Here is an 18,025-nt window from a genome sequence, read left to right on the forward strand (position 1 = left end):
CGACGCACACACTTGGCCTATATCGAACCAACTCCAACAAGGTGGGGTTCCGCTATGGCCAGGTTTCTAACTTACGACCTCAACCCAACGCACTACCCTGACATAATCGCGTTGCTGTTAACATGACATATTGACGTTGCCACGACATATTCGCAAATAACCCGAGTTCGAGCAAAAGACCATTTTACCGCGTAAGTCTATCACGTTCTGGCGAATACTTGTCAAACCAGTTCCGCCCTCCTGTTTTCGTGTAACGCCAGGTCTGAACGCCTCGAATATCACTTTCCGGTCTGGTTCATTTTCTAAAAAAGCGTATTTGGCCATGGAACAAAGGCTGCTCTTGACTCCGATTCCGCAATCTCCGATCGCAAGGCTTAACCAATTCATATTGGGAAACCACTGAATCGTTATGACCGCCCGTTGTTGGTTCGAATGCTCGACAAAATTAGCGACCAGCTCAGCAGTAATCTCACAAATCTCACTGACCGGCGCGTTCACGTGATTGTCAATCAAAAGGTCCTTCACTTCATCGGCAATATCCTCTGCGAGATAATCGACTTTTTCGATTTCCTTCATGTCATTCCAACAGGTTGATGAGATAGAACGAATCGCACTCTCCTGTTCGACAAAGTCCCGATTAAAATCGAAATGCTTATAAAACTGTTGCCTGGCCAAATAGGCTCTAACCTTAGCGTCTTTAGGCAATTTTACATTAAAAAACTTTCCAGCCGCATTGTAGTATCTAATAAAAAGCCCCAGATAAATTAGTCCAAACGGTTCGACAAAACTTATTTCTGACAGATCGATGACCGGTTTCAATTGCGTCAAATCGATTTGCCCACAATACCGGTCGATGGTTTGCCAGCTCAGCTTCATTCGTGAACCACTTTCGGCAGACTAAGTTTATTTGGATATCTCAGCTATCCGGCCGCACCTCACTCAACCACTCCTCATGCACATCGACCCAGATCGAATCTTGATCGTGGCAGGTCGAAAATTCGCTCAGATCGAACTTGACCGTGTAGAGAGGCTTATGAATACCGCGGTGATCTCTGACGTTTTCTAACACGCCGTGCACTAGGCCGACCACGCCACGTTTGCCGCGAATATATTTTGGCGTGCGCGGGTTGCCAGATGGGTTTTCATTCGCGACCATGACGGCATCGCCAATTTTGAATTTGCTGATCGTCTCGCTCATAACATTTCTCAATCGGGCCGCACGCGCGGCATTTCCGGCTCGGCATGTGCCGCTTCGCGCGCGCGCAATTGCGACGGTTCCAATGCGTAATCCGCGCCGATCAAGCTGTCGACGGTGACGAGCTTGGCCAACTCCGCCTCGGTCATTCCTTCAGTACCTTCAGGACGTTGCGGCAAGACGAAGTAACGCACGTCGGAGGTGCTGTCCCACACTTGCAGCTCTTTGCTGCTAGGAATCTCCAACTGAAACATTTCTTTCACGCAGGCGCGCGGGTTTTGCACGATGTTGGTGCGATAGCTTTCGTGCTTGTACCACCACGGTGTGTCGCCGAGGATGTCGTAGGGGTAACAAGAACAAAGAGTGCAGACGATGACGTTGTGCTTCTGCTCGGTATTCTCCACCACCACCAGTTTGCCAACCTTGCCTTGATGGACACCCATTTCGCGTAGCGCTTCGCGGCCGGTGGTTAATAACGCCTGCTTAAACTCCGGATCGCTCCACGCCTTAGCGACAATCACGCCCCCGGCCCATGGGCGCTCTTGGTGTAATTGCTGCCAGCATTGCGCCAAATCTTCCCGCGTCGCCCAGCCGCGCTTGATCAGCGCTTGGACGAAAACTTCGAGCAGCTCCTGGTAGTCGTTTAGATCCTGCTCCACGTTCACCATGCGCTCTTCAAGCGTGCCCTGGTGTTCTTTCTTTTTGATCTTGAAAAAGTCGTCGTAATCGCCGCGCTCCTTGCGGTTGTCTTCGGTCACCATGTCCATACCTTCAGCGGTGCGCGCCGACACCAATGCGATACCTTTGACGTACTCGTCGAGCCATTCCTCTAAATAGCGCACCCGCGCTTCGATGTTTTTTCCCTGCGGCTTGGCGACTTTGAAAAAATGATCTTTCTTTTTGAGCGTCGAACGCACTTTGAGCAGATCGTAAAAAGTTACGACATTGCGCCGCAATAAATAAAAAATCCGCGGCTCGAATCGCTTAGCGCGATAATATTCCAAATCCTCTTCGACGGCTTTGATATGCGCGAGGTAGTCGTGCATATGGCCTTCGAACGGTTTATGTCCATGTTTCCCCGACATCTGGAATTCCTCCGAGCCACTTCAATGAGTATCAAAAATCTCTTGGTACTGTTTTAACTTCGCCTTCGTTGCATCGGTTTCCGCCTGGGTCGGCTTCGCCGGATCAACCGCCGGCGGCAAGCAACCTAACTTCATCAAGCAAGCCATCAATAACAGCCGCGCCTTAGTCGCGGTCAGATTGCTGCCGGCGATGGCCAACGGATCGCGCGTCGCGTCGACGAAGCCGCCAGCATTGCCGCGGCCAACTTTGACCACCGGCATGCCGCTAAAGGTCGCGCGCTTGAGCGCCGCGTCGACGGAATTGCTCATGGCGCCAAAAGGTGCCGACCCCTCAGCAATAAATCCCGCCAATGGCGCAATGCGCAGGTTGTTTTCAATGCGCGCGAGAATATCGACCTCGCTACTCGCGTCGCCGGAAGTGTCTTCCGACAGATAGCGCGCATGCTTGACGATGGTCACCTTGGGAATCGCGCTCCCGAGCAAATTGCCATCGGCGTCTTTGATCGGCACAACGATCGTGCCGTTGCTGGAACCTTGAACCTGCCGCGTCATTTGACTGAAATTCACCAATGAGTTGTGGGTATGGCGCTTAAGCGGGTTGAAAGAAAACTGCGGCACGCCGGGATGACCCATTCTACCGATGATGCCGCCGTGGCCGCCGGTGGCGACGTAACCGCCGGGCCGGGCGTCGGCTTTCTGCACGTCGCGCGCGGTGAAAATCTGCTCATCTAAAATCGCCACCGCGCCGACAAAGTCGCGGCCGTTGTCATCGGCCCAAATTTTCGAAGTGATGTAGTCAACGGAATCGACGATGTTGCGGTCACCGTCGTTGCCAATGGCGCCATGCGGCCGTTGCGAGGAATTACCGGCGATCGGCACGGTGGTGTCGATCAAGAGATTGAGCCAATAGATGGTTTCTTCGACGAACGGACTGCCTTCGAGCCAAATCGCGCCGAGATATTGACCGCTCGCCAGGGCGTGCTGCACGACATTAGTCAGCCGTGCCAGCGCCGCCATCGGCGGCTCTTTGCGCAAAAATCCGGGACGGTACGGAAAAAAATCCGTGCCACGAATCTCCGGTGCAATATCGCCGGCGCCGACGTCGGTGCGCTCGTCTTCGCGCCGCCCCTTGGCGTAACCCCCCGAGGGAAGTGCGCGATAGAAATCGAAATCAGCCTTGGCGCTGAGCAAACAACCGACACCTTGATCGGAAATACCCAAGCGGTCGATCTCTTCGAACAGACGCGAACCGTCGGGAAAAAATGGCACCCGGGTCAACTCCGACGGCGCGGTTTTCTCGGTGCCGTCAAGTTCCCAAGGTTGACCGTCGGCCTGGCGCGCCATGTAGGGCAGCGGATAGAGACCATCTTCAGGTTTGAGAGCAACTTCGTAAACCGGTTTGTCTTGCGCGCTAGTGCGCTCTTTGTGGAAGTGGTCAGTCGCGTCAAGATAACCGTCCGGCGCCGCGTAGAGCTCGGCGTGGTCTCTTTCCAACGGATGGGCGCTGAACTGCTCGACGTAAACTGTCACCGGCGCGGCCAAGCGCTGCGCGCGCAGCACATCGAAACGCATCGCCGACCCGTCTTTGTTAGTGCGCGGCGCCACGCCGAATTTTTCTCGCGCCTTGTTGCTGGTCACCAACGGCTCGCTGTTTTGGATCGTCGCCGTCGGTCCGGAAAATACCGCGATGCGCGGTTTTGGGTTGCTCGGTGTGTCCGCCATGACGACCTCGATGCGCGAGAATGAAGAACGAGATTTACTTTAGCTCGTACGGCAATTGCTTGGGACCGTAACCCTGCCAGTATTTTTTTGTCGCCGGATCGTAACGTCCTTGGAGAAACCCGCCGGCCTTCTCGGCGCGCACGATGATCGCCACCGTCCGTTGGTCACCGCTCTCTTCGGCGTGAATCGCATAGGGCGGCACCAAATCGATCTTGCCCGTGCTCACTTTGACGTTCACCGTCTTGCGCACCTCGGCGTAGTCGGGCTTCGAGCCGTCATCCAATCGTTCATAGCGTTCGATGGATTCGGAGCCGTCGAGCACGCCGTATAGCGTCCAGTTGTGCGCGTGGTCGTGAATGGAGGTGCGCGTGTGCGGCGCCTTGATCAATCCGTTGATGACGAACTTGTAATCGGGATCCTCGTAGAAAAGTAAATTCTCCGCGCGCTCGCCACCTTGCGAGCAATCGGGCCAACGGCTCGCCTGCTCGCGCACCGACGGATCGGTGAGCAGCTCTTGCAACAGCGGCGTCATTTTCTCCCAGCGTTTTGCCGGATCGGCTTCTTCGGCATGAAGCCTACGCGCGGAATCGATGAATTTCTTTACAGCGGACATGGCACCTCCTTCGGCATAATGCCGATTGTTATGAGATAGCAAATTATTAGTCCGGCGCGACGCTGTTCGTCAAGCGGGATCACAGATGGTAAATTCCAGGTTTTAGTCGCCACAGCAAAAAAGGTTCCGACAGCGATTAAGCCGGCGGAGCCTTTGGTAGAGAATTGTCGAATCTAGTCTTAGGTGCCGTGATCCCAAGAGGTGAGATAATGCTGCTGCTCTTTGGTCAAGGTATCGATACGGATGCCCATCGAGCTGAGTTTCAACTTGGCGACCCAGTTCTCCACCGCCACCGGCACTTCGTAAACTTTCGCCGTCAGGGTCTTGCGGTTTTTCGCCGCCCACTCGGAAGCCAGCGCCTGAGTTGCGAAGCTCATGTCCATGACCGAAGCGGGATGGCCTTCGGCCGCGGCTAAATTCACCAAGCGGCCTTCGCCGATCAAGTAAATTCTGCGCCCTCCCGGCATCACGTAAGCGTCGACAAAATTGCGCACGTTCTTCTCGACTCGAGTGGCCAGCTTGGTCATCGCTTTGATGTCGATTTCAATATCGAAGTGGCCCGAGTTGCAGACCACCGCGCCGCTTTTCATCACCTTGAGATGCTCTTCGGCGATCACATGCATGTCGCCAGTAAGAGTTATGAACAGATCGCCGACCCGCGCCGCTTCTTTCATGGTCATCACTTCGAGACCGTCCATCGCGGCTTCCAAAGCGCGTATCGGATCGACTTCGGTGACGATCACTTGGGCGCCCATGCCGCGCGCCCGCGACGCCACGCCCTTGCCGCACCAGCCGTAGCCGGCGACGACCACTTTCTTTCCGGCGATCAGCATATCGGTGGCGCGAATCACGCCGTCGATGGTCGACTGCCCAGTGCCGTAACGGTTATCGAACAGATGCTTGGTCGCCGCATCGTTGACGGCGATGACGGGAATTTTCAGCGCGCCGTCTTTTTCCAAGGCGCGTAGGCGAATCACGCCGGTGGTGGTCTCTTCCATGCTCGCCATCAGGTTAGGCAGCAAATGGGTGTAGCCGGTGTGCAGCAATGAAACCAAATCGGCGCCGTCGTCCATCGTAATCACTGGTTTGTGATCGAGGGCCGCGCGCAGATGGCGATAGTAGGATTTATTGTCTTCGCCTTTGATCGCGTAGGTCGGAATCTTGTCGTGCTTGACCAAGGACGCGGCGACGTCGTCTTGGGTCGAGAGCGGATTGGATGCGCACAGCACCACCTCGGCGCCGCCGGCTTTGAGCGCCTGAACCAAGTTGGCGGTCTCGGCGGTGACATGCAAACAAGCCGACATGCGCATGCCGCGCAGCGGCTTTTCCTTGGCAAAGCGTTCTTTGACGCGCTGCAACACCGGCATGTCCTGGCCGGCCCAGACAATCCGTTTGCGTCCACCATCGGCCAGTCGCATATCTTTTACGTCGTATTTCTTTCCCGCCATCTTTAATCGCTCCCTCTCGTCAGTTTAAGTTAGAAATTCGAAACTGCCGGCTGGCAATTTCTCGCTTGCGAAACGTCACTCTGAGCACGTTCCAACCTTTGTGCCCTTCGCGGTGAAAAATTATTTAGGTTGATGAAACGGCGGCAATAATCACTAGGCCCGCGCCGCCGCCTTCTTAAGATCCGCTGCCCGATCGGTCTTCTCCCAAGTGAACAGCCCGTCTTCCGGCGCCCGACCAAAGTGGCCGTAGGCGGACGTCACGCGATAGATCGGCCGCTTCAAATCGAGGGTGGTAATAATCCCCTTGGGGCTCAGATCGAAACTTTCCTGGACGATCTTGGCGATCTTGTCCTCGGGAATTTTCGCGGTGCCGAAGGTTTCAACCAGAACCGAAACCGGCTGCGCCACGCCGATGACGTACGCCAGCTGCACTTCGCAACGTTGGGCCAACTCCGCGGCGACAATGTTCTTGGCAACGTAGCGCGCCATATACGCCGCACTGCGGTCGACCTTCGATGGATCTTTACCCGAGAACGCGCCGCCGCCATGGCGGCCCATGCCGCCGTAGGTATCGACGATGATTTTGCGCCCGGTCAAACCGCAATCGCCTTGGGGGCCGCCGACCACGAAGCGGCCGGTGGGATTGACGTGAAAAACTGTGTCCTTGTCCAAGTACTCGGCGGGAATGACGGCCTTGATGACGCCCTCGATGATGGTCTCGCGGAGCTTTGCGTATTCGACATCGGCGCTATGCTGCGTCGAGATCACGACGTTTTTAACTTTGACCGGCTTGCCGTCGCGATATTCCACCGTGACCTGCGATTTACTGTCGGGGCGTAGAAAATAAGCTTCGCCGCCTTTACGAATTTTCGCTAAATAGTGCACCAAGCTATGGGCCATCTGAATCGGCAAAGGCATTAGCTCCGGCGTCTCGTCGCAAGCGTAGCCAAACATCATGCCTTGATCGCCGGCGCCCTGCTCTTTGTGCAAGCCCTCGCCCTCGGTGACGCCCTGAGAAATATCCGGCGATTGTTGTTCGATTGCCGTTAAGATCGCGCAGGTGTTGCCGTCGAAACCCATGGACGAATCGGTGTAGCCGATCTCGCGCACCACCTCGCGGACGATATCGACGTAGGGGACCTTAGCTTTGCTGGTAATTTCACCGGCGACCACCACCATCCCGGTCTTGGCCAAACTCTCGCAGGCAACCCGGCTGTTTGGATCGCCGGCCAGATGCGCGTCGAGAATCGCATCCGAAACTTGGTCGCAGAGCTTGTCAGGATGACCTTCGGAAACCGACTCGGAAGTAAATAAAAAATCTTTACCGGCCATCAGATCACCCTCCATTGATGCCAAGAATCAAAACGTTAAGCCGTCATATATAACGGATCAGACGCGTCGATTCAACATTATTCGTTTTCGTTGAAGCGCGCTTCGACCAATTTCTCGATCGCTTTCATCGCCCGTTCAGCATCGTCGCCCGAGGTTTCAACTTGAATTTTACTGCCCTGGGTCGCCGCCAGCGTCAGCACGCCCATGATGCTGCGGCCGTCGATGGTTTGGCCGTCTTTGGAAATATTCACCTGGGCGGCGAACTTGTTGACCGTCTGGACCAGCAACGCCGATGCTCGAGCGTGCAAGCCCAGTTTATTGAGGATCTCGAGTTTTTTGACGACTTTGTGCATTGGGCTATTTGTCGATATCGCGGTGTTTGACGTGGATGCGAAAGCCGCCGCCGCCGAAGCGTTTTTGCAATTCTTCCACCAACACCACCGAGCGATGGCGGCCACCGGTGCAACCAAGCGCCAAGGTTAGACTACTTTTCCCTTCACGTTCATAGAGCGGCAAGGTGAATTCCAACAGCGCGTAGAGCCGATCGAGAAACATCCGAGTTTCGCCGTCGCTGAGCACGAAATCTTCCACCTCTATATCCAAGCCGCTCTTGGCGCGCAGTTCGTTGACGAAATAGGGATTGGGCAAAAAGCGCATGTCGAGAATGATGTCGGTGTCATGGGGAATGCCGAACTTATAACCGAAGGAAGTTAAAAACAGCGTCATGCGCCGCGCTGGCGGCGCCTGGCAGAACTGCTGTTCCATCTCGCGCTTGAGTTGGTGCACGTTGAAGTCGCTGGTATCGATCACCTTGTCGGCCAAGGCGCGAATCGATTCCAAAGCTTTGCGTTCGCTCAGGATGCCATCTTGAATCGAGCCTTGTCCGGACAACGGATGGGGCCGGCGGGTTTCGCTGAAGCGGCGTAACAGCACGTCGTCCGACGCGTCGAAGAATAGCACTTGAATACGATGTCCGGCGCGCCGGACTTCGGCGAGCACTTCGGGCAGAGCGCGCAAAAACTGCCCGCCGCGCAAATCGACGCCTAGGGCGATGCGCAGGATCTCCTCTTCGAAACCATGGCACAGATCGATGAACTTGGGGATCAACAGCGCGGGCAGATTATCGACGCAGAAAAAACCATTGTCCTCGAGGGCGCGAATGGCAAAGCTCTTGCCCGAGCCGGACAGTCCGGTGATGATGATAATGTCCAAGCCGTCCGCCATGGGCAATTAAAACTTATCATCGGCTTCGGCGATTAGGGTGAACAGCTCCTGGCTCGTTTGACCGGCCAGCAAGCGGCGCCGAAAAGATTCGTCTTTGAGCAATCGAGATATGCGCGCCAAAGCTTTCAAATGATCCGCCGCGGCGTTCTCCGGTGCGATCAGCACGAAAAACAGATGAGTCAATCCGCCATCGAGAGAGGCGAAGTCGACACCCTGGGAACTACGCGCGAACACGCCCAGGACGCGTTCCACGCCAGGCAACTTGCCATGCGGGATCGCCACGCCTTCGCCGATGGCGGTGGTGCTAATGCGCTCCCGTTCGCGCAACACTTCGAGCACTTTTTGCTTGTCGAGATTTTGATAGCTCGATGCGAGCCACTCGGCCATTTCATCGAGGACATCCTGCTTGTCTTGTTTGGCCAGGCTCGGAATGATGGTTTGAACGCTTAAAAAATCGGTAATCTTCACGCCTTAGTCCTTCTCCGGCTGACCTTGGTCTTGTCCTTTTGCTTACGCACTTGGCGCTCGACCTTATCGAGCACCAGATCGATCGCCGCGTAGAGATCTGGGTGCTGCTCTTTACCGTGAATCACCGCGCCATGCGTATGCAACTCGACCTCAGCCATCTGGCGCTGTTTGGCGTCCACGGAAAGAATCACTCGCGCATCCAGCGGTTGGGAAAAATACTTGCCGATCTTGTGAATCTTTTCCTCAGCGTACTGTTTCAACGCCTTCGTAGGTTCGATGTGGCGGAAGGTGACGGAAATGATGATCTCACTCATGAAGTTCTCTTCAGTGCTGAAATTTATTTGCGCGCGAAGGGCTGGCGCCGCCTAGACGACGGCAAGATACCCATCGCCTCGCGGTACTTGGCCACGGTGCGCCGGGCGATGTCGATGGAATCGTTAGCCAACACCGTAGCGATATGTTGGTCGCTAAACGGCGCCCGCGGGTCTTCGGCGGCGATGATATGGCGAATTTTCTCGCGCACGCTTTCGCTGGCGACATCCTCGCCGCTACCGGTGCTAATCGAACTTTGGAAAAAATATTTGAGCTCATAGAGGCCCTGGGGGGTGTGCACATATTTATTGGCCGTCGCCCGGCTGACCGTCGACTCATGCATGTGGATATCTTCGGCGACGTCGCGCAAGACCATCGGTTTCAAATGGCTCACGCCGTGATCGAGAAATTCGGCCTGAAATTTGAAAATGCTTTGGGTTACTTTCATCAGCGTTTGCTGGCGCTGTTGAATACTCTTGATCAGCCAGGTGGCGGCGCGGACTTTTTCTTGGAGATACTGGCGCGCTTCTTCTTCCGCGGCACCCTCCTGGCCGGCCATGCGCCGGTAGAGTGAACTTACCCGCAGCCGCGGCACACCGTCATCGTTGAGATAAATCACCCAATCGTCGCCGACCTTTTCGACGAAAACATCGGGCAACACGGTGCGCACTTCGTCCTGCTCGAAGCCGCGCGACGGTTTGGGCTCCAGTGAAGCGATCAAATGCGCCGCATCGGCGATATCTTCGATGGAAACGTTTAAATCTTTGGCCAACCGTTCGTAGCGTTTCGATTCGAGAAAGCTCAGATGTTTGCTCACGATGGTCGCGGCCAACGTATCGCTGAGCCCGAGGTTTTCCATCTGTACCAGCAGACATTCGCGCAGTTCCCGCGCCGCGACGCCCACCGGATCGAAAAATTGGATCCGCTTGAGCAACGCTTCCACCGCCTGCGGGGTACTTTCGGTGGCGCTACAAACCTCGTCCACGGTCAAAGTCAGGTAGCCGTTTTCATCGAGATTTTGAATGATGTAAAGGCCGATGGAGGATTCCGACTCGTCGATTTTCGAAAGCCGCAATTGCCAGAGTAAATGGTCTTCGAGTGAAGTTTTCTTGGTGAGGCTATTTTCCCACGACGGCGGCGAATCGCCGTCCTCCGACCCGGCCTCGGCGGTCAACGAGCCGTGCATGGCGTTCGAATGGATGTCGAGATATTCCTGCCAGTCCAGGGTGCCGATCTTGTCGACCGTGGAGACCTCGCGGTTAACAACCGGCTCGGACAGGTCGCCCAAGCCATTGTCCTGGACCGCGGTGCGCTGCGCCTCGCCGCTATCGGCTTCCTCAGTCGAGCCCTCTTCGAGGGCAGGATTCTCTTCCAACTCCTTGCCGACCATCTCCTCCAATTCGATGCGTGAAAGCTGCAGTAATTTGATCGACTGCTGGAGCTGCGGCGTCATCACCAACTGTTGGACGAGCTTTTGAACCTGTCGAATCTCAAACGCCATAGTTAGAACCTAAAGCCCTCTCCTAAATAAAATTTCCGCGCATTGGGGCTTGCGGCGATAAATTCCGGCGTGCCCTCTTCGAGCACGGTGCCGGCATTGACGATGTAAGCGCGATCGCAGATCCCCAAAGTTTCTCTCACATTGTGATCGGTGATCAGGATGCCGATGCCAGTGGTAATCAGCTGGCGGACGATTTTTTGTATCTCCGCCACGGCAATTGGATCGATGCCGGTGAAGGGTTCGTCCAATAAAAGAAAAAATGGCGAGAGCACCAAGGCGCGGGCGATCTCCACCCGCCGCCGTTCGCCGCCGGACAGCGTGAAGGCTTTGTGCGTCGCTAAATGGCTGACGCCGAGCATTTTCATCAGGGTATCGCAGCGTTCTTCTTGATCGGCGCTGTTCAAATCTAAGGTCTGCAAAATCGCGCGCAAATTATCCGCCACCGATAGCCGGCGAAAGACCGAAGACTCCTGGGGCAGATAACTGATCCCGGCGCGGGCGCGCTGATAAATCGGCGCACCGGTCAATTCCTCATCGTTGAGCACCACCGTGCCTTCATCCGGTTGAACCAATCCGACTATCATATGAAACGTCGTCGTCTTCCCCGCGCCGTTAGGACCCAACAAACCGACCACTTCGCCACCTTTGACCGTCAAACTTATGCCGTCCACCACACGTCTACCGCCATAGGACTTGACCACCGAGGTGGCCTTGAGAACGCTCATTTGGTCTTGGCGCCCACAGGTTGTTCCTGGCCTTTGAATTCATCGGAAAACATCACCGCGGTGACCCGAGTGTTTTTTTCGCCTTCGACAATCGAGCGGTCTTGCTCGGTAAAATAAATGACCTTGGTGCCGGAAATCTGGCTGTTGCCTTGGCGCATCACCGGATTGCCGGTCAGCGTGACGGTTTTCGATTTATCGTCGAACACCGCCTTTTCGCCGGTCGCGACGCGATTGCCTTGAGTGGCATTGACCTTGACCTCGGCGACGATCTGCTTCATCTGCTTGGTTTCCGGATCGTAGAATGCGGTCAGCACCTCGCTGCGCATGGTCATGTCATTCTGCACCGTCACCACGCGGCCTTTGAAGACCATACTGTTTTTGCTTTGATCCGCTTCCATCCAATCGGCGGTTATGAAGATCGGATCTTTCTTATTGAATTCGAAAGCGGTGGAGCCTTTTTTCGCTTCCTCTTTAGCCGGCGCCGCGGCACCCATTGCCAGCGCCACCGCTCCGAGAAAAAGCACGCTCCGGGTAATCGAGGTGAATTTGCTGTTAGTCATAGACATCATCCGCCAATCCGCTGGGGTGGGTTGGTTTTATTTTTCTTGTTGGCCAGTTTGTCCGGTTCCATTTTAGTTTTCACATTCTCCAATAAGCGAATCTTCCGATCGACCATCTCGACTTCCATCCGCGCGCCTTCGAGTTGGAGCCCTTCGCCAACGACCGTGGTGCGGTTCGGCAAAACTATTAGATCCTTGGCCGGGTCGTAGTTAGCCTGATCGGAATTGAGCACATAGCCGTGAAAGTTCAGCTGCACCGCGCCGCGGATCTCCATACGCTCAAGTTCCTTGTCGTTGAGATAAATATGCGCCTCATCGCCAACGGTCTCGGCGAACTCACCCTTCTTGTCGTAATAGTAGAAGCGCGGCTTTTTAATCACCGCCTCTTTTTGGTCTTTGTAATAATTCGCCTCGTCGCCAAAAATCTCCCAAACCTTGCGCCCATTTTCGATTTTCGCGCGGTGAAAATCCTTCATGTGCATCGCCGATTCCGGTAGGTAATCCAATATCTTCCGAGGGTTTCTGCGGATCTCGTTCTGCATGCCGCGAACGACCTCATAGACCTTGAAGCCAACCCCTCCGAGGCATAGAAAAATTACTAAAAGCAGTACCGAACGTCGAGTTTTACGCATGACCATTCAACTAGTGTATATAAAAATAACACTCTTCAAGAAAACTGTAAAGGAATAGGCACGGAAATTGCTTTGGCAACTAGCGTAGATTCAGTAACGATCTGGAAATTAGACGAGTGTCATGCCGGTTTGGACCATTTTCCTTGGGCTTTTAGTAACAATTCAGCGACCTCTCTGACCGCTCCAGCGCCACCCGCCGCTTCGGTGGTGAATTCAACCACGGCTGGCAGTTCGGACCAGCCATCAGTGACGGTAATCGCCAGGCCGGCTTGCCTGAGCACCGGCAGATCGATCAAGTCGTCGCCCATGTAAGCGATCTGATCGTCGCTCAGATGGCGCTTACGTTTGATCGCCGCGTAACATGCGAGCTTGTCGGTGACGCCTTGATAGACCAAGGTCACGTGGAGGTCGCGGGCGCGATGACGAACCACGTTGGACGTGCGGCCGGTGATGAAACCGACATCGATACCGGCGCGCAGCAGCATGGCGATGCCCTGGCCATCGCGGACGTGAAACTGTTTACTCTCGACACCGCGGTCGTCGATGATGATTCGACCGTCGGTGAGCACACCATCCACGTCAAGAAGAAGCAATTTGATCTTGCTCGCCTTGCGCCGAACTACAGCGGAAATTCGTTTCACGGTGGAGCTTAGATCCCGGCTTTAACCAGGTCGTGCAGGTGGACTACGCCGAGGGGTTTATTGCTGCGCTCTTCAACGATGAACAGGGAAGTAATCGGATACCGTTCCATCACCGCCATCGCTTCGGTGGCCAAAGTGTCGGCGGGAATGGTTTTCGGATTGGCGGTCATGATCTCTTTAGCTTGAAGGTGGAGAATCTGGCCGCGCGCGGCCAGGCCCCGGCGCAGATCGCCGTCGGTGATCACACCGACGAGTTGACCTTGGCCGTTCACGACACCGGTGACACCCAACCGCTTCGAGGTGATTTCGAAAAGCGCCTCTTTCACCAAGGTTTCTTCTTGTACCAGCGGCAGCTGTTCAGCGCGGCACATCAAGTCGGCCACCCGCAAAAACAGCCGGCGACCCAAAATCCCGCCGGGATGGCGAAAGGCGAAATCCTCTTGCTTGAAACCTTTTTCTTCCAGCAGCACCACCGCCAGCGCATCGCCCATGGCCAAAGCCGCGGTGGTGCTGGTGGTTGGCGCCAAACCCAACGGACAGGCTTCGTCTTTGATGCCGACGTTCAAGACCGCTTCGCTCGATTTAGCGAGGGACGATTGGGTATTGCCGGTCATGGCGATCAACTTCAATCCATGTTGTTTAAAGTGCGGCAGCAATCTCAAAATCTCGTCGGTTTCACCGCTGTTGGACACCGCCAAAATCACGTCGCCGCTCATGACCATGCCGAGATCGCCATGCAAAGCTTCGCCGGAATGAAGAAAAAAAGCCGGCGTGCCGGTGCTCGCCAGCGTCGCCGCGATCTTGGCGCAAATATGGCCCGACTTGCCGACGCCGGTGACGACGACTTTTCCCGTGCAATCGCGCAGCAGTTCCACGGCGGCAATGAAATTGTCATCGAGCCGATCAATCAACGAGAGCACGCCATCGGCTTCGTTACGCAGCACGGCGGCGGCTCGCTTGAGCTGTTCTGTCGCCTTGCTCGACTTCATCTTGGCACCGTGGTGCGAATCAGCGCGTCGATCTGCTTGACTGCGTTGAGGAGATTTTCAAAACTATCCAGAGCCAGAGAGTTCGGTCCGTCGCTCAGCGCGTGCTCGGGATCTTCGTGCACTTCCATGAACAACGCGTCGATGCCCACCGCCACACCGGCGCGCGCCAGGGCGGGAACAAATTTGCGCTCGCCGCCCGAGGCGTTACCCAATCCGCCGGGCAACTGAAGACTGTGGGTAGCGTCGAAAACCACCGGATAGCCAAGCTGGCCCATCACTACTAACGAACGCATGTCGGAAACCAAATTGTTATAGCCAAAAGAGACGCCGCGCTCGGTGAGCAATATCTGCTCGTTGCCGGTGGCGCGAATTTTTTCGATTACATTGCCCATGTCCCAGGGCGCCAGAAACTGCCCCTTCTTGACGTTGACCACGCGGCCCGACTGGGCCACGGCGACGACGAAGTCGGTTTGGCGGCACAGAAAGGCGGGAATCTGGAGAATGTCGGCGACTTCTTTCACCGCCGCAATTTGCTCTGTCTCATGGACGTCGGTGAGAATCGGTACGCCGATTTTGGCTTTGACCTCGGCGAGGATTTCCAAACCCTTGACTAGGCCAGGTCCGCGAAAAGAATTGACCGAACTGCGATTGGCTTTGTCGTAGGATGATTTAAAAACGTATGGCACGCCGACACGGTCGGCGATCGCTTTGAGCGCGGCGGCATGGCGTAGAGCCGAATCCTTGCTCTCGATCACACAAGGGCCGGCGATGATCGCCAACGGCCGGCCGCCGCCGATCTCGACCTCACCGGCTTTTACCAACTTGGTAGTCATGAAGCTCTGCGAATCGATGGTTAAGTGCGGACGATTTTCATGCGCGGCGTTTCGCTCACGACTTTGCGATTTTGCCACGCCGCTTCGATGAAGCCGCGGAACAGCGGGTGGCTCGCCATAGGCCGCGATTTGAATTCGGGATGAAACTGGCAGCCGAGAAACCAGGGGTGGTTATTGAGCTCGATGATTTCGACTAAATTACTATCCGGCGACAAGCCGCTCAGCACCATGCCTTTGGCGCCAAACTCGGCGCGATAGTTGTTGTTGAACTCGTAGCGATGGCGATGGCGCTCGGAAATTTTCTCCCGGCCATAAAGTTTCGCCGCCAAGGTTTCATTCTGCAGCACGCAAGGATAAGTCCCCAAACGCATGGTGCCGCCTTTGGTGTCGATGGCCTTTTGCTCTTCCATGAGATGAATCACCGGATGGGCGGTTTGCAGATCGAATTCGGTGGAGTTGGCGCGCTCCAAGCCGCAAAGATTGCGCGCGAACTCGACCACCGCCATCTGCATGCCGAGACAAATGCCGAAGAACGGAATGTTGTTTTCCCGGGCGTAGCGAATCGCAGAAATTTTTCCCTCGCTGCCACGGTCGCCGAAGCCGCCGGGGATGAGAATGCCGTCGACGTTCTTGAGCAGCAGTTCGGCAGCTTCCTGCTCAATTGTCTCCGCTTCGATGCATTCGATATCGACTTTGACTTCGTTGGCGATACCGCCATGGACCAAAGCTTCAAAAAGACTCTTGTAAGATTCCTTGAGGCTCATGTATTTGCCAACCACAGCGATACGCACAGTGTCTTTGGGGTTGGTCAGCACATTGACGACCTTCTGCCAACGTTCGAGATGGGGCGCGCCGGTCCAGATGTTGAGCTTCTCGACGATGCGCTCGTCGAGCCCTTCATCGTGAAACACCAGCGGCACTTCGTAGATCCACTCGACGTCTTTGGCGGTGATCACGGCGTTCTCGGCGACGTTACAGAAGTGGGCGATTTTGTTTTTGATCTTCTTGTCGAGAATCCGATCGGTGCGGCACAAGAGAATGTCGGGTTGAATGCCCAAGCCGGTGAGCTCCTTGACGCTGTGCTGGGTCGGTTTGGTCTTGAGCTCGCCGCCGCCGGTGATGAACGGGACTAAAGTTAAATGAATGTAAAGAACATTTTCCCGGCCCAAATCCCACGCCACTTGGCGCACCGCTTCTAAAAACGGCAACCCCTCGATATCGCCCACCGTGCCGCCGACTTCGCCGATGGCGATGTCAAAACCTTCCGCCGCAGCGAAGATGCGCCGCTTGATCTCGTCGGTGATGTGGGGAATCACCTGCACCGTACCACCGAGATAATCGCCGCGCCGCTCTTTAGTGATCACGGTCTCGTAGATTTGACCGGTGGTGCAATTATTTTTTCGGCCCATGGGCGTCGACACGTAACGCTCGTAGTGACCCAAATCCATATCGGTCTCGGCGCCGTCGTCGGTGACGAACACTTCGCCATGTTGATAGGGGCTCATGGTGCCCGGATCGACGTTGATATAGGGGTCCATTTTAAAAATCGTCACTTTGAGACCGCGGCTTTCGAGCAGCGCGCCGATGGAGGCCGCCGCCAGCCCTTTGCCCAAAGATGACACCACACCGCCCGTGACGAAAATATATTTTGTTTTGGTCGTCGCCATCGTCGCCTCTCAGTTTAAATGCCGCTTTAAATAAACTTCCGCGCGCTTGAGGTCGTCGGCCGTGTCGACTTCCACCGAGCGCTCGTCAACTTCAGATACGTAAATCTTAAAACCATTTTCCAACACCCGTAGCTGCTCCAAACTTTCGATCCGTTCCAACACCGTTGGCCGAAGCCGAGCAAACTTGAGCAAAAAATCGCGCCGGTAAACGTAGAGCCCAAGATGGCGGTACCCCCAAAGCCGTTTTCGCCGTGGCGATAATTTGCCACCGCCCAATTCGATAGCCGGATTACGCGAATACGGGATCGGCGCACGGGTGAAATACAAAGCGAAGCCGGCATGATCACGAAGCACCTTGACGACGTTGGGATTCTGCCATTCCGCTTCATCGTGAATCGCACTACAAACCGTGCCCATGGGAATTGTCCGGTTACGGCGCAACGGCTGAACCGCGCGAGTAATTGTTTCGGCGCCAATAAACGGCAAATCGCCTTGGACGTTCACCAGCAATTCCGCTTTGAGCTTGCGCGCCACCTCGGCCAAACGATCCGTGCCGCTGGTATGCTGCGGCGAAGTCATCATCACTTCACCGCCAAAACTTTTCACCGCCGCTTCAATGCGCCGATCGTCGGTGGCAACGATGATCCGATCCAATATTTTCGCCCGCGCCGCGCTTTGATAAACATGCTGGATCATCGGCTTGCCGCCGATCATGGCCAATGGCTTTCCCGGCAACCGGGTTGAACCGAAGCGCGCCGGGATAATCGCCACTACAGCCATGGTTCACAGACTAACGACAAGCAAAACGATCCATGTGGCAAACGAATTTTCATCGCTAAAAATAAAAAACCGTAATGGCTTTCCCAAAAAGGCCATTACGGAATTCGATAATACGCGTGGGCTAGTGAGGTGTCAACGTAAAGTCGCGAAACTGTTGTAGCAAAGTGATTATGTCAGGGGTTAACGGCAACGTAATTATGTCAGGGTGGAAGGATGACAACCCTGACAATGAAAGACGAGAAACGACTAGACGTAATTCAACGAGTATATCGCAGCGAGATCACCGTGGTTGAGGCCG

Annotated in this window: 20 protein-coding genes; all 20 read right to left on the reverse strand. The window is 55.3% G+C overall.

The window, feature by feature from the left end:
• Positions 1 to 117: 117 nt before the first annotated feature.
• Complete coding sequence (locus EXR70_20495; protein ID MSP40874.1) at positions 118 to 876, reverse strand: ATP-binding protein; 759 nt, start codon at positions 874 to 876, stop codon at positions 118 to 120.
• Positions 877 to 916: 40 nt separating this feature from the next.
• Positions 917 to 1,198: a nitrile hydratase subunit beta gene (locus EXR70_20500; GenBank protein MSP40875.1), complete on the reverse strand. Its 282-nt coding sequence runs from the start codon at positions 1,196 to 1,198 to the stop codon at positions 917 to 919.
• A gap of 8 nt (positions 1,199 to 1,206) precedes the next feature.
• Positions 1,207 to 2,280 carry a hypothetical protein gene (locus EXR70_20505; GenBank protein MSP40876.1) on the reverse strand — a complete coding sequence of 358 codons (1,074 nt, stop codon included), beginning with the start codon at positions 2,278 to 2,280 and terminating at the stop codon, positions 1,207 to 1,209.
• A gap of 21 nt (positions 2,281 to 2,301) precedes the next feature.
• Positions 2,302 to 4,002 (reverse strand): hypothetical protein, encoded by a 1,701-nt coding sequence (locus EXR70_20510; GenBank protein MSP40877.1) that lies wholly within the window; start codon positions 4,000 to 4,002, stop codon positions 2,302 to 2,304.
• 34 nt (positions 4,003 to 4,036) lie between these two features.
• Positions 4,037 to 4,615, reverse strand: a complete 579-nt coding sequence (locus EXR70_20515) for a hypothetical protein (protein ID MSP40878.1) — start codon at positions 4,613 to 4,615, stop codon at positions 4,037 to 4,039.
• 179 nt (positions 4,616 to 4,794) lie between these two features.
• Entirely contained in the window at positions 4,795 to 6,063 is a 1,269-nt protein-coding gene (locus EXR70_20520) for an adenosylhomocysteinase (GenBank protein ID MSP40879.1), read from the reverse strand.
• Positions 6,064 to 6,216: 153 nt separating this feature from the next.
• Positions 6,217 to 7,395, reverse strand: coding sequence for a methionine adenosyltransferase (locus EXR70_20525; protein ID MSP40880.1), 1,179 nt, complete (start codon positions 7,393 to 7,395; stop codon positions 6,217 to 6,219).
• Between the two features lie 77 nt (positions 7,396 to 7,472).
• The gene (locus tag EXR70_20530) at positions 7,473 to 7,748 is read right to left on the reverse strand and encodes an HPr family phosphocarrier protein (GenBank protein ID MSP40881.1); all 276 of its coding nucleotides are present in this window, start codon (positions 7,746 to 7,748) and stop codon (positions 7,473 to 7,475) included.
• A gap of 4 nt (positions 7,749 to 7,752) precedes the next feature.
• Entirely contained in the window at positions 7,753 to 8,619 is an 867-nt protein-coding gene (gene rapZ, locus EXR70_20535; protein MSP40882.1) for an RNase adapter RapZ, read from the reverse strand.
• 6 nt (positions 8,620 to 8,625) lie between these two features.
• Positions 8,626 to 9,087 carry a PTS sugar transporter subunit IIA gene (locus tag EXR70_20540; GenBank protein MSP40883.1) on the reverse strand — a complete coding sequence of 154 codons (462 nt, stop codon included), beginning with the start codon at positions 9,085 to 9,087 and terminating at the stop codon, positions 8,626 to 8,628.
• The gene (gene raiA, locus EXR70_20545) at positions 9,084 to 9,401 is read right to left on the reverse strand and encodes a ribosome-associated translation inhibitor RaiA (protein ID MSP40884.1); all 318 of its coding nucleotides are present in this window, start codon (positions 9,399 to 9,401) and stop codon (positions 9,084 to 9,086) included. The genes EXR70_20540 and raiA overlap by 4 nt, the downstream gene beginning before the upstream one ends.
• Before the next feature lie 23 nt (positions 9,402 to 9,424).
• Positions 9,425 to 10,900, reverse strand: coding sequence for an RNA polymerase sigma-54 factor (rpoN, locus tag EXR70_20550; GenBank protein MSP40885.1), 1,476 nt, complete (start codon positions 10,898 to 10,900; stop codon positions 9,425 to 9,427).
• A 2-nt stretch (positions 10,901 to 10,902) separates the two neighbouring features.
• On the reverse strand, positions 10,903 to 11,625 hold the full coding sequence (gene lptB, locus EXR70_20555; protein MSP40886.1) for an LPS export ABC transporter ATP-binding protein: 723 nt from the start codon (positions 11,623 to 11,625) through the stop codon (positions 10,903 to 10,905).
• Entirely contained in the window at positions 11,622 to 12,194 is a 573-nt protein-coding gene (gene lptA / locus EXR70_20560) for a lipopolysaccharide transport periplasmic protein LptA (GenBank protein MSP40887.1), read from the reverse strand. The genes lptB and lptA overlap by 4 nt, the downstream gene beginning before the upstream one ends.
• Positions 12,191 to 12,823: an LPS export ABC transporter periplasmic protein LptC gene (gene lptC / locus EXR70_20565; GenBank protein MSP40888.1), complete on the reverse strand. Its 633-nt coding sequence runs from the start codon at positions 12,821 to 12,823 to the stop codon at positions 12,191 to 12,193. Before lptC ends, lptA begins: the two co-directional genes overlap by 4 nt.
• Positions 12,824 to 12,936: 113 nt before the next feature.
• Positions 12,937 to 13,449 (reverse strand): phenylphosphate carboxylase subunit delta, encoded by a 513-nt coding sequence (locus EXR70_20570; protein MSP40889.1) that lies wholly within the window; start codon positions 13,447 to 13,449, stop codon positions 12,937 to 12,939.
• Between the two features lie 17 nt (positions 13,450 to 13,466).
• Positions 13,467 to 14,447 carry a KpsF/GutQ family sugar-phosphate isomerase gene (locus EXR70_20575; protein ID MSP40890.1) on the reverse strand — a complete coding sequence of 327 codons (981 nt, stop codon included), beginning with the start codon at positions 14,445 to 14,447 and terminating at the stop codon, positions 13,467 to 13,469.
• Positions 14,444 to 15,280: a 3-deoxy-8-phosphooctulonate synthase gene (locus EXR70_20580; protein MSP40891.1), complete on the reverse strand. Its 837-nt coding sequence runs from the start codon at positions 15,278 to 15,280 to the stop codon at positions 14,444 to 14,446. Before EXR70_20580 ends, EXR70_20575 begins: the two co-directional genes overlap by 4 nt.
• A gap of 20 nt (positions 15,281 to 15,300) precedes the next feature.
• Positions 15,301 to 16,947 carry a CTP synthase gene (locus EXR70_20585; protein MSP40892.1) on the reverse strand — a complete coding sequence of 549 codons (1,647 nt, stop codon included), beginning with the start codon at positions 16,945 to 16,947 and terminating at the stop codon, positions 15,301 to 15,303.
• A 9-nt stretch (positions 16,948 to 16,956) separates the two neighbouring features.
• On the reverse strand, positions 16,957 to 17,727 hold the full coding sequence (gene kdsB / locus EXR70_20590) for a 3-deoxy-manno-octulosonate cytidylyltransferase (GenBank protein MSP40893.1): 771 nt from the start codon (positions 17,725 to 17,727) through the stop codon (positions 16,957 to 16,959).
• Positions 17,728 to 18,025 lie beyond the last annotated feature (298 nt).

It is taken from the genome of Deltaproteobacteria bacterium, from assembly GCA_009692615.1.
GTDB lineage: Bacteria > Desulfobacterota > Binatia > UBA9968 > UBA9968 > DP-20.

What these genes read in the sequence shown, in the direction of transcription:
- EXR70_20585 (MSP40892.1), bottom strand. Translation starts at nt 16,947, where the DNA reads ATGGCGACGACCAAAACAAAATATATTTTCGTCACGGGCGGTGTGGTG.
- EXR70_20510 (MSP40877.1), bottom strand. Translation starts at nt 4,002, where the DNA reads ATGGCGGACACACCGAGCAACCCAAAACCGCGCATCGCGGTATTTTCC.
- EXR70_20495 (MSP40874.1), bottom strand. Translation starts at nt 876, where the DNA reads ATGAAGCTGAGCTGGCAAACCATCGACCGGTATTGTGGGCAAATCGAT.
- kdsB (MSP40893.1), bottom strand. Translation starts at nt 17,727, where the DNA reads ATGGCTGTAGTGGCGATTATCCCGGCGCGCTTCGGTTCAACCCGGTTG.
- rpoN (MSP40885.1), bottom strand. Translation starts at nt 10,900, where the DNA reads ATGGCGTTTGAGATTCGACAGGTTCAAAAGCTCGTCCAACAGTTGGTG.
- EXR70_20505 (MSP40876.1), bottom strand. Translation starts at nt 2,280, where the DNA reads ATGTCGGGGAAACATGGACATAAACCGTTCGAAGGCCATATGCACGAC.
- EXR70_20530 (MSP40881.1), bottom strand. Translation starts at nt 7,748, where the DNA reads ATGCACAAAGTCGTCAAAAAACTCGAGATCCTCAATAAACTGGGCTTG.
- EXR70_20525 (MSP40880.1), bottom strand. Translation starts at nt 7,395, where the DNA reads ATGGCCGGTAAAGATTTTTTATTTACTTCCGAGTCGGTTTCCGAAGGT.
- EXR70_20520 (MSP40879.1), bottom strand. Translation starts at nt 6,063, where the DNA reads ATGGCGGGAAAGAAATACGACGTAAAAGATATGCGACTGGCCGATGGT.
- EXR70_20515 (MSP40878.1), bottom strand. Translation starts at nt 4,615, where the DNA reads ATGTCCGCTGTAAAGAAATTCATCGATTCCGCGCGTAGGCTTCATGCC.
- EXR70_20580 (MSP40891.1), bottom strand. Translation starts at nt 15,280, where the DNA reads ATGACTACCAAGTTGGTAAAAGCCGGTGAGGTCGAGATCGGCGGCGGC.
- lptA (MSP40887.1), bottom strand. Translation starts at nt 12,194, where the DNA reads ATGATGTCTATGACTAACAGCAAATTCACCTCGATTACCCGGAGCGTG.
- lptB (MSP40886.1), bottom strand. Translation starts at nt 11,625, where the DNA reads ATGAGCGTTCTCAAGGCCACCTCGGTGGTCAAGTCCTATGGCGGTAGA.
- rapZ (MSP40882.1), bottom strand. Translation starts at nt 8,619, where the DNA reads ATGGCGGACGGCTTGGACATTATCATCATCACCGGACTGTCCGGCTCG.
- EXR70_20575 (MSP40890.1), bottom strand. Translation starts at nt 14,447, where the DNA reads ATGAAGTCGAGCAAGGCGACAGAACAGCTCAAGCGAGCCGCCGCCGTG.
- EXR70_20500 (MSP40875.1), bottom strand. Translation starts at nt 1,198, where the DNA reads ATGAGCGAGACGATCAGCAAATTCAAAATTGGCGATGCCGTCATGGTC.
- lptC (MSP40888.1), bottom strand. Translation starts at nt 12,823, where the DNA reads ATGGTCATGCGTAAAACTCGACGTTCGGTACTGCTTTTAGTAATTTTT.
- raiA (MSP40884.1), bottom strand. Translation starts at nt 9,401, where the DNA reads ATGAGTGAGATCATCATTTCCGTCACCTTCCGCCACATCGAACCTACG.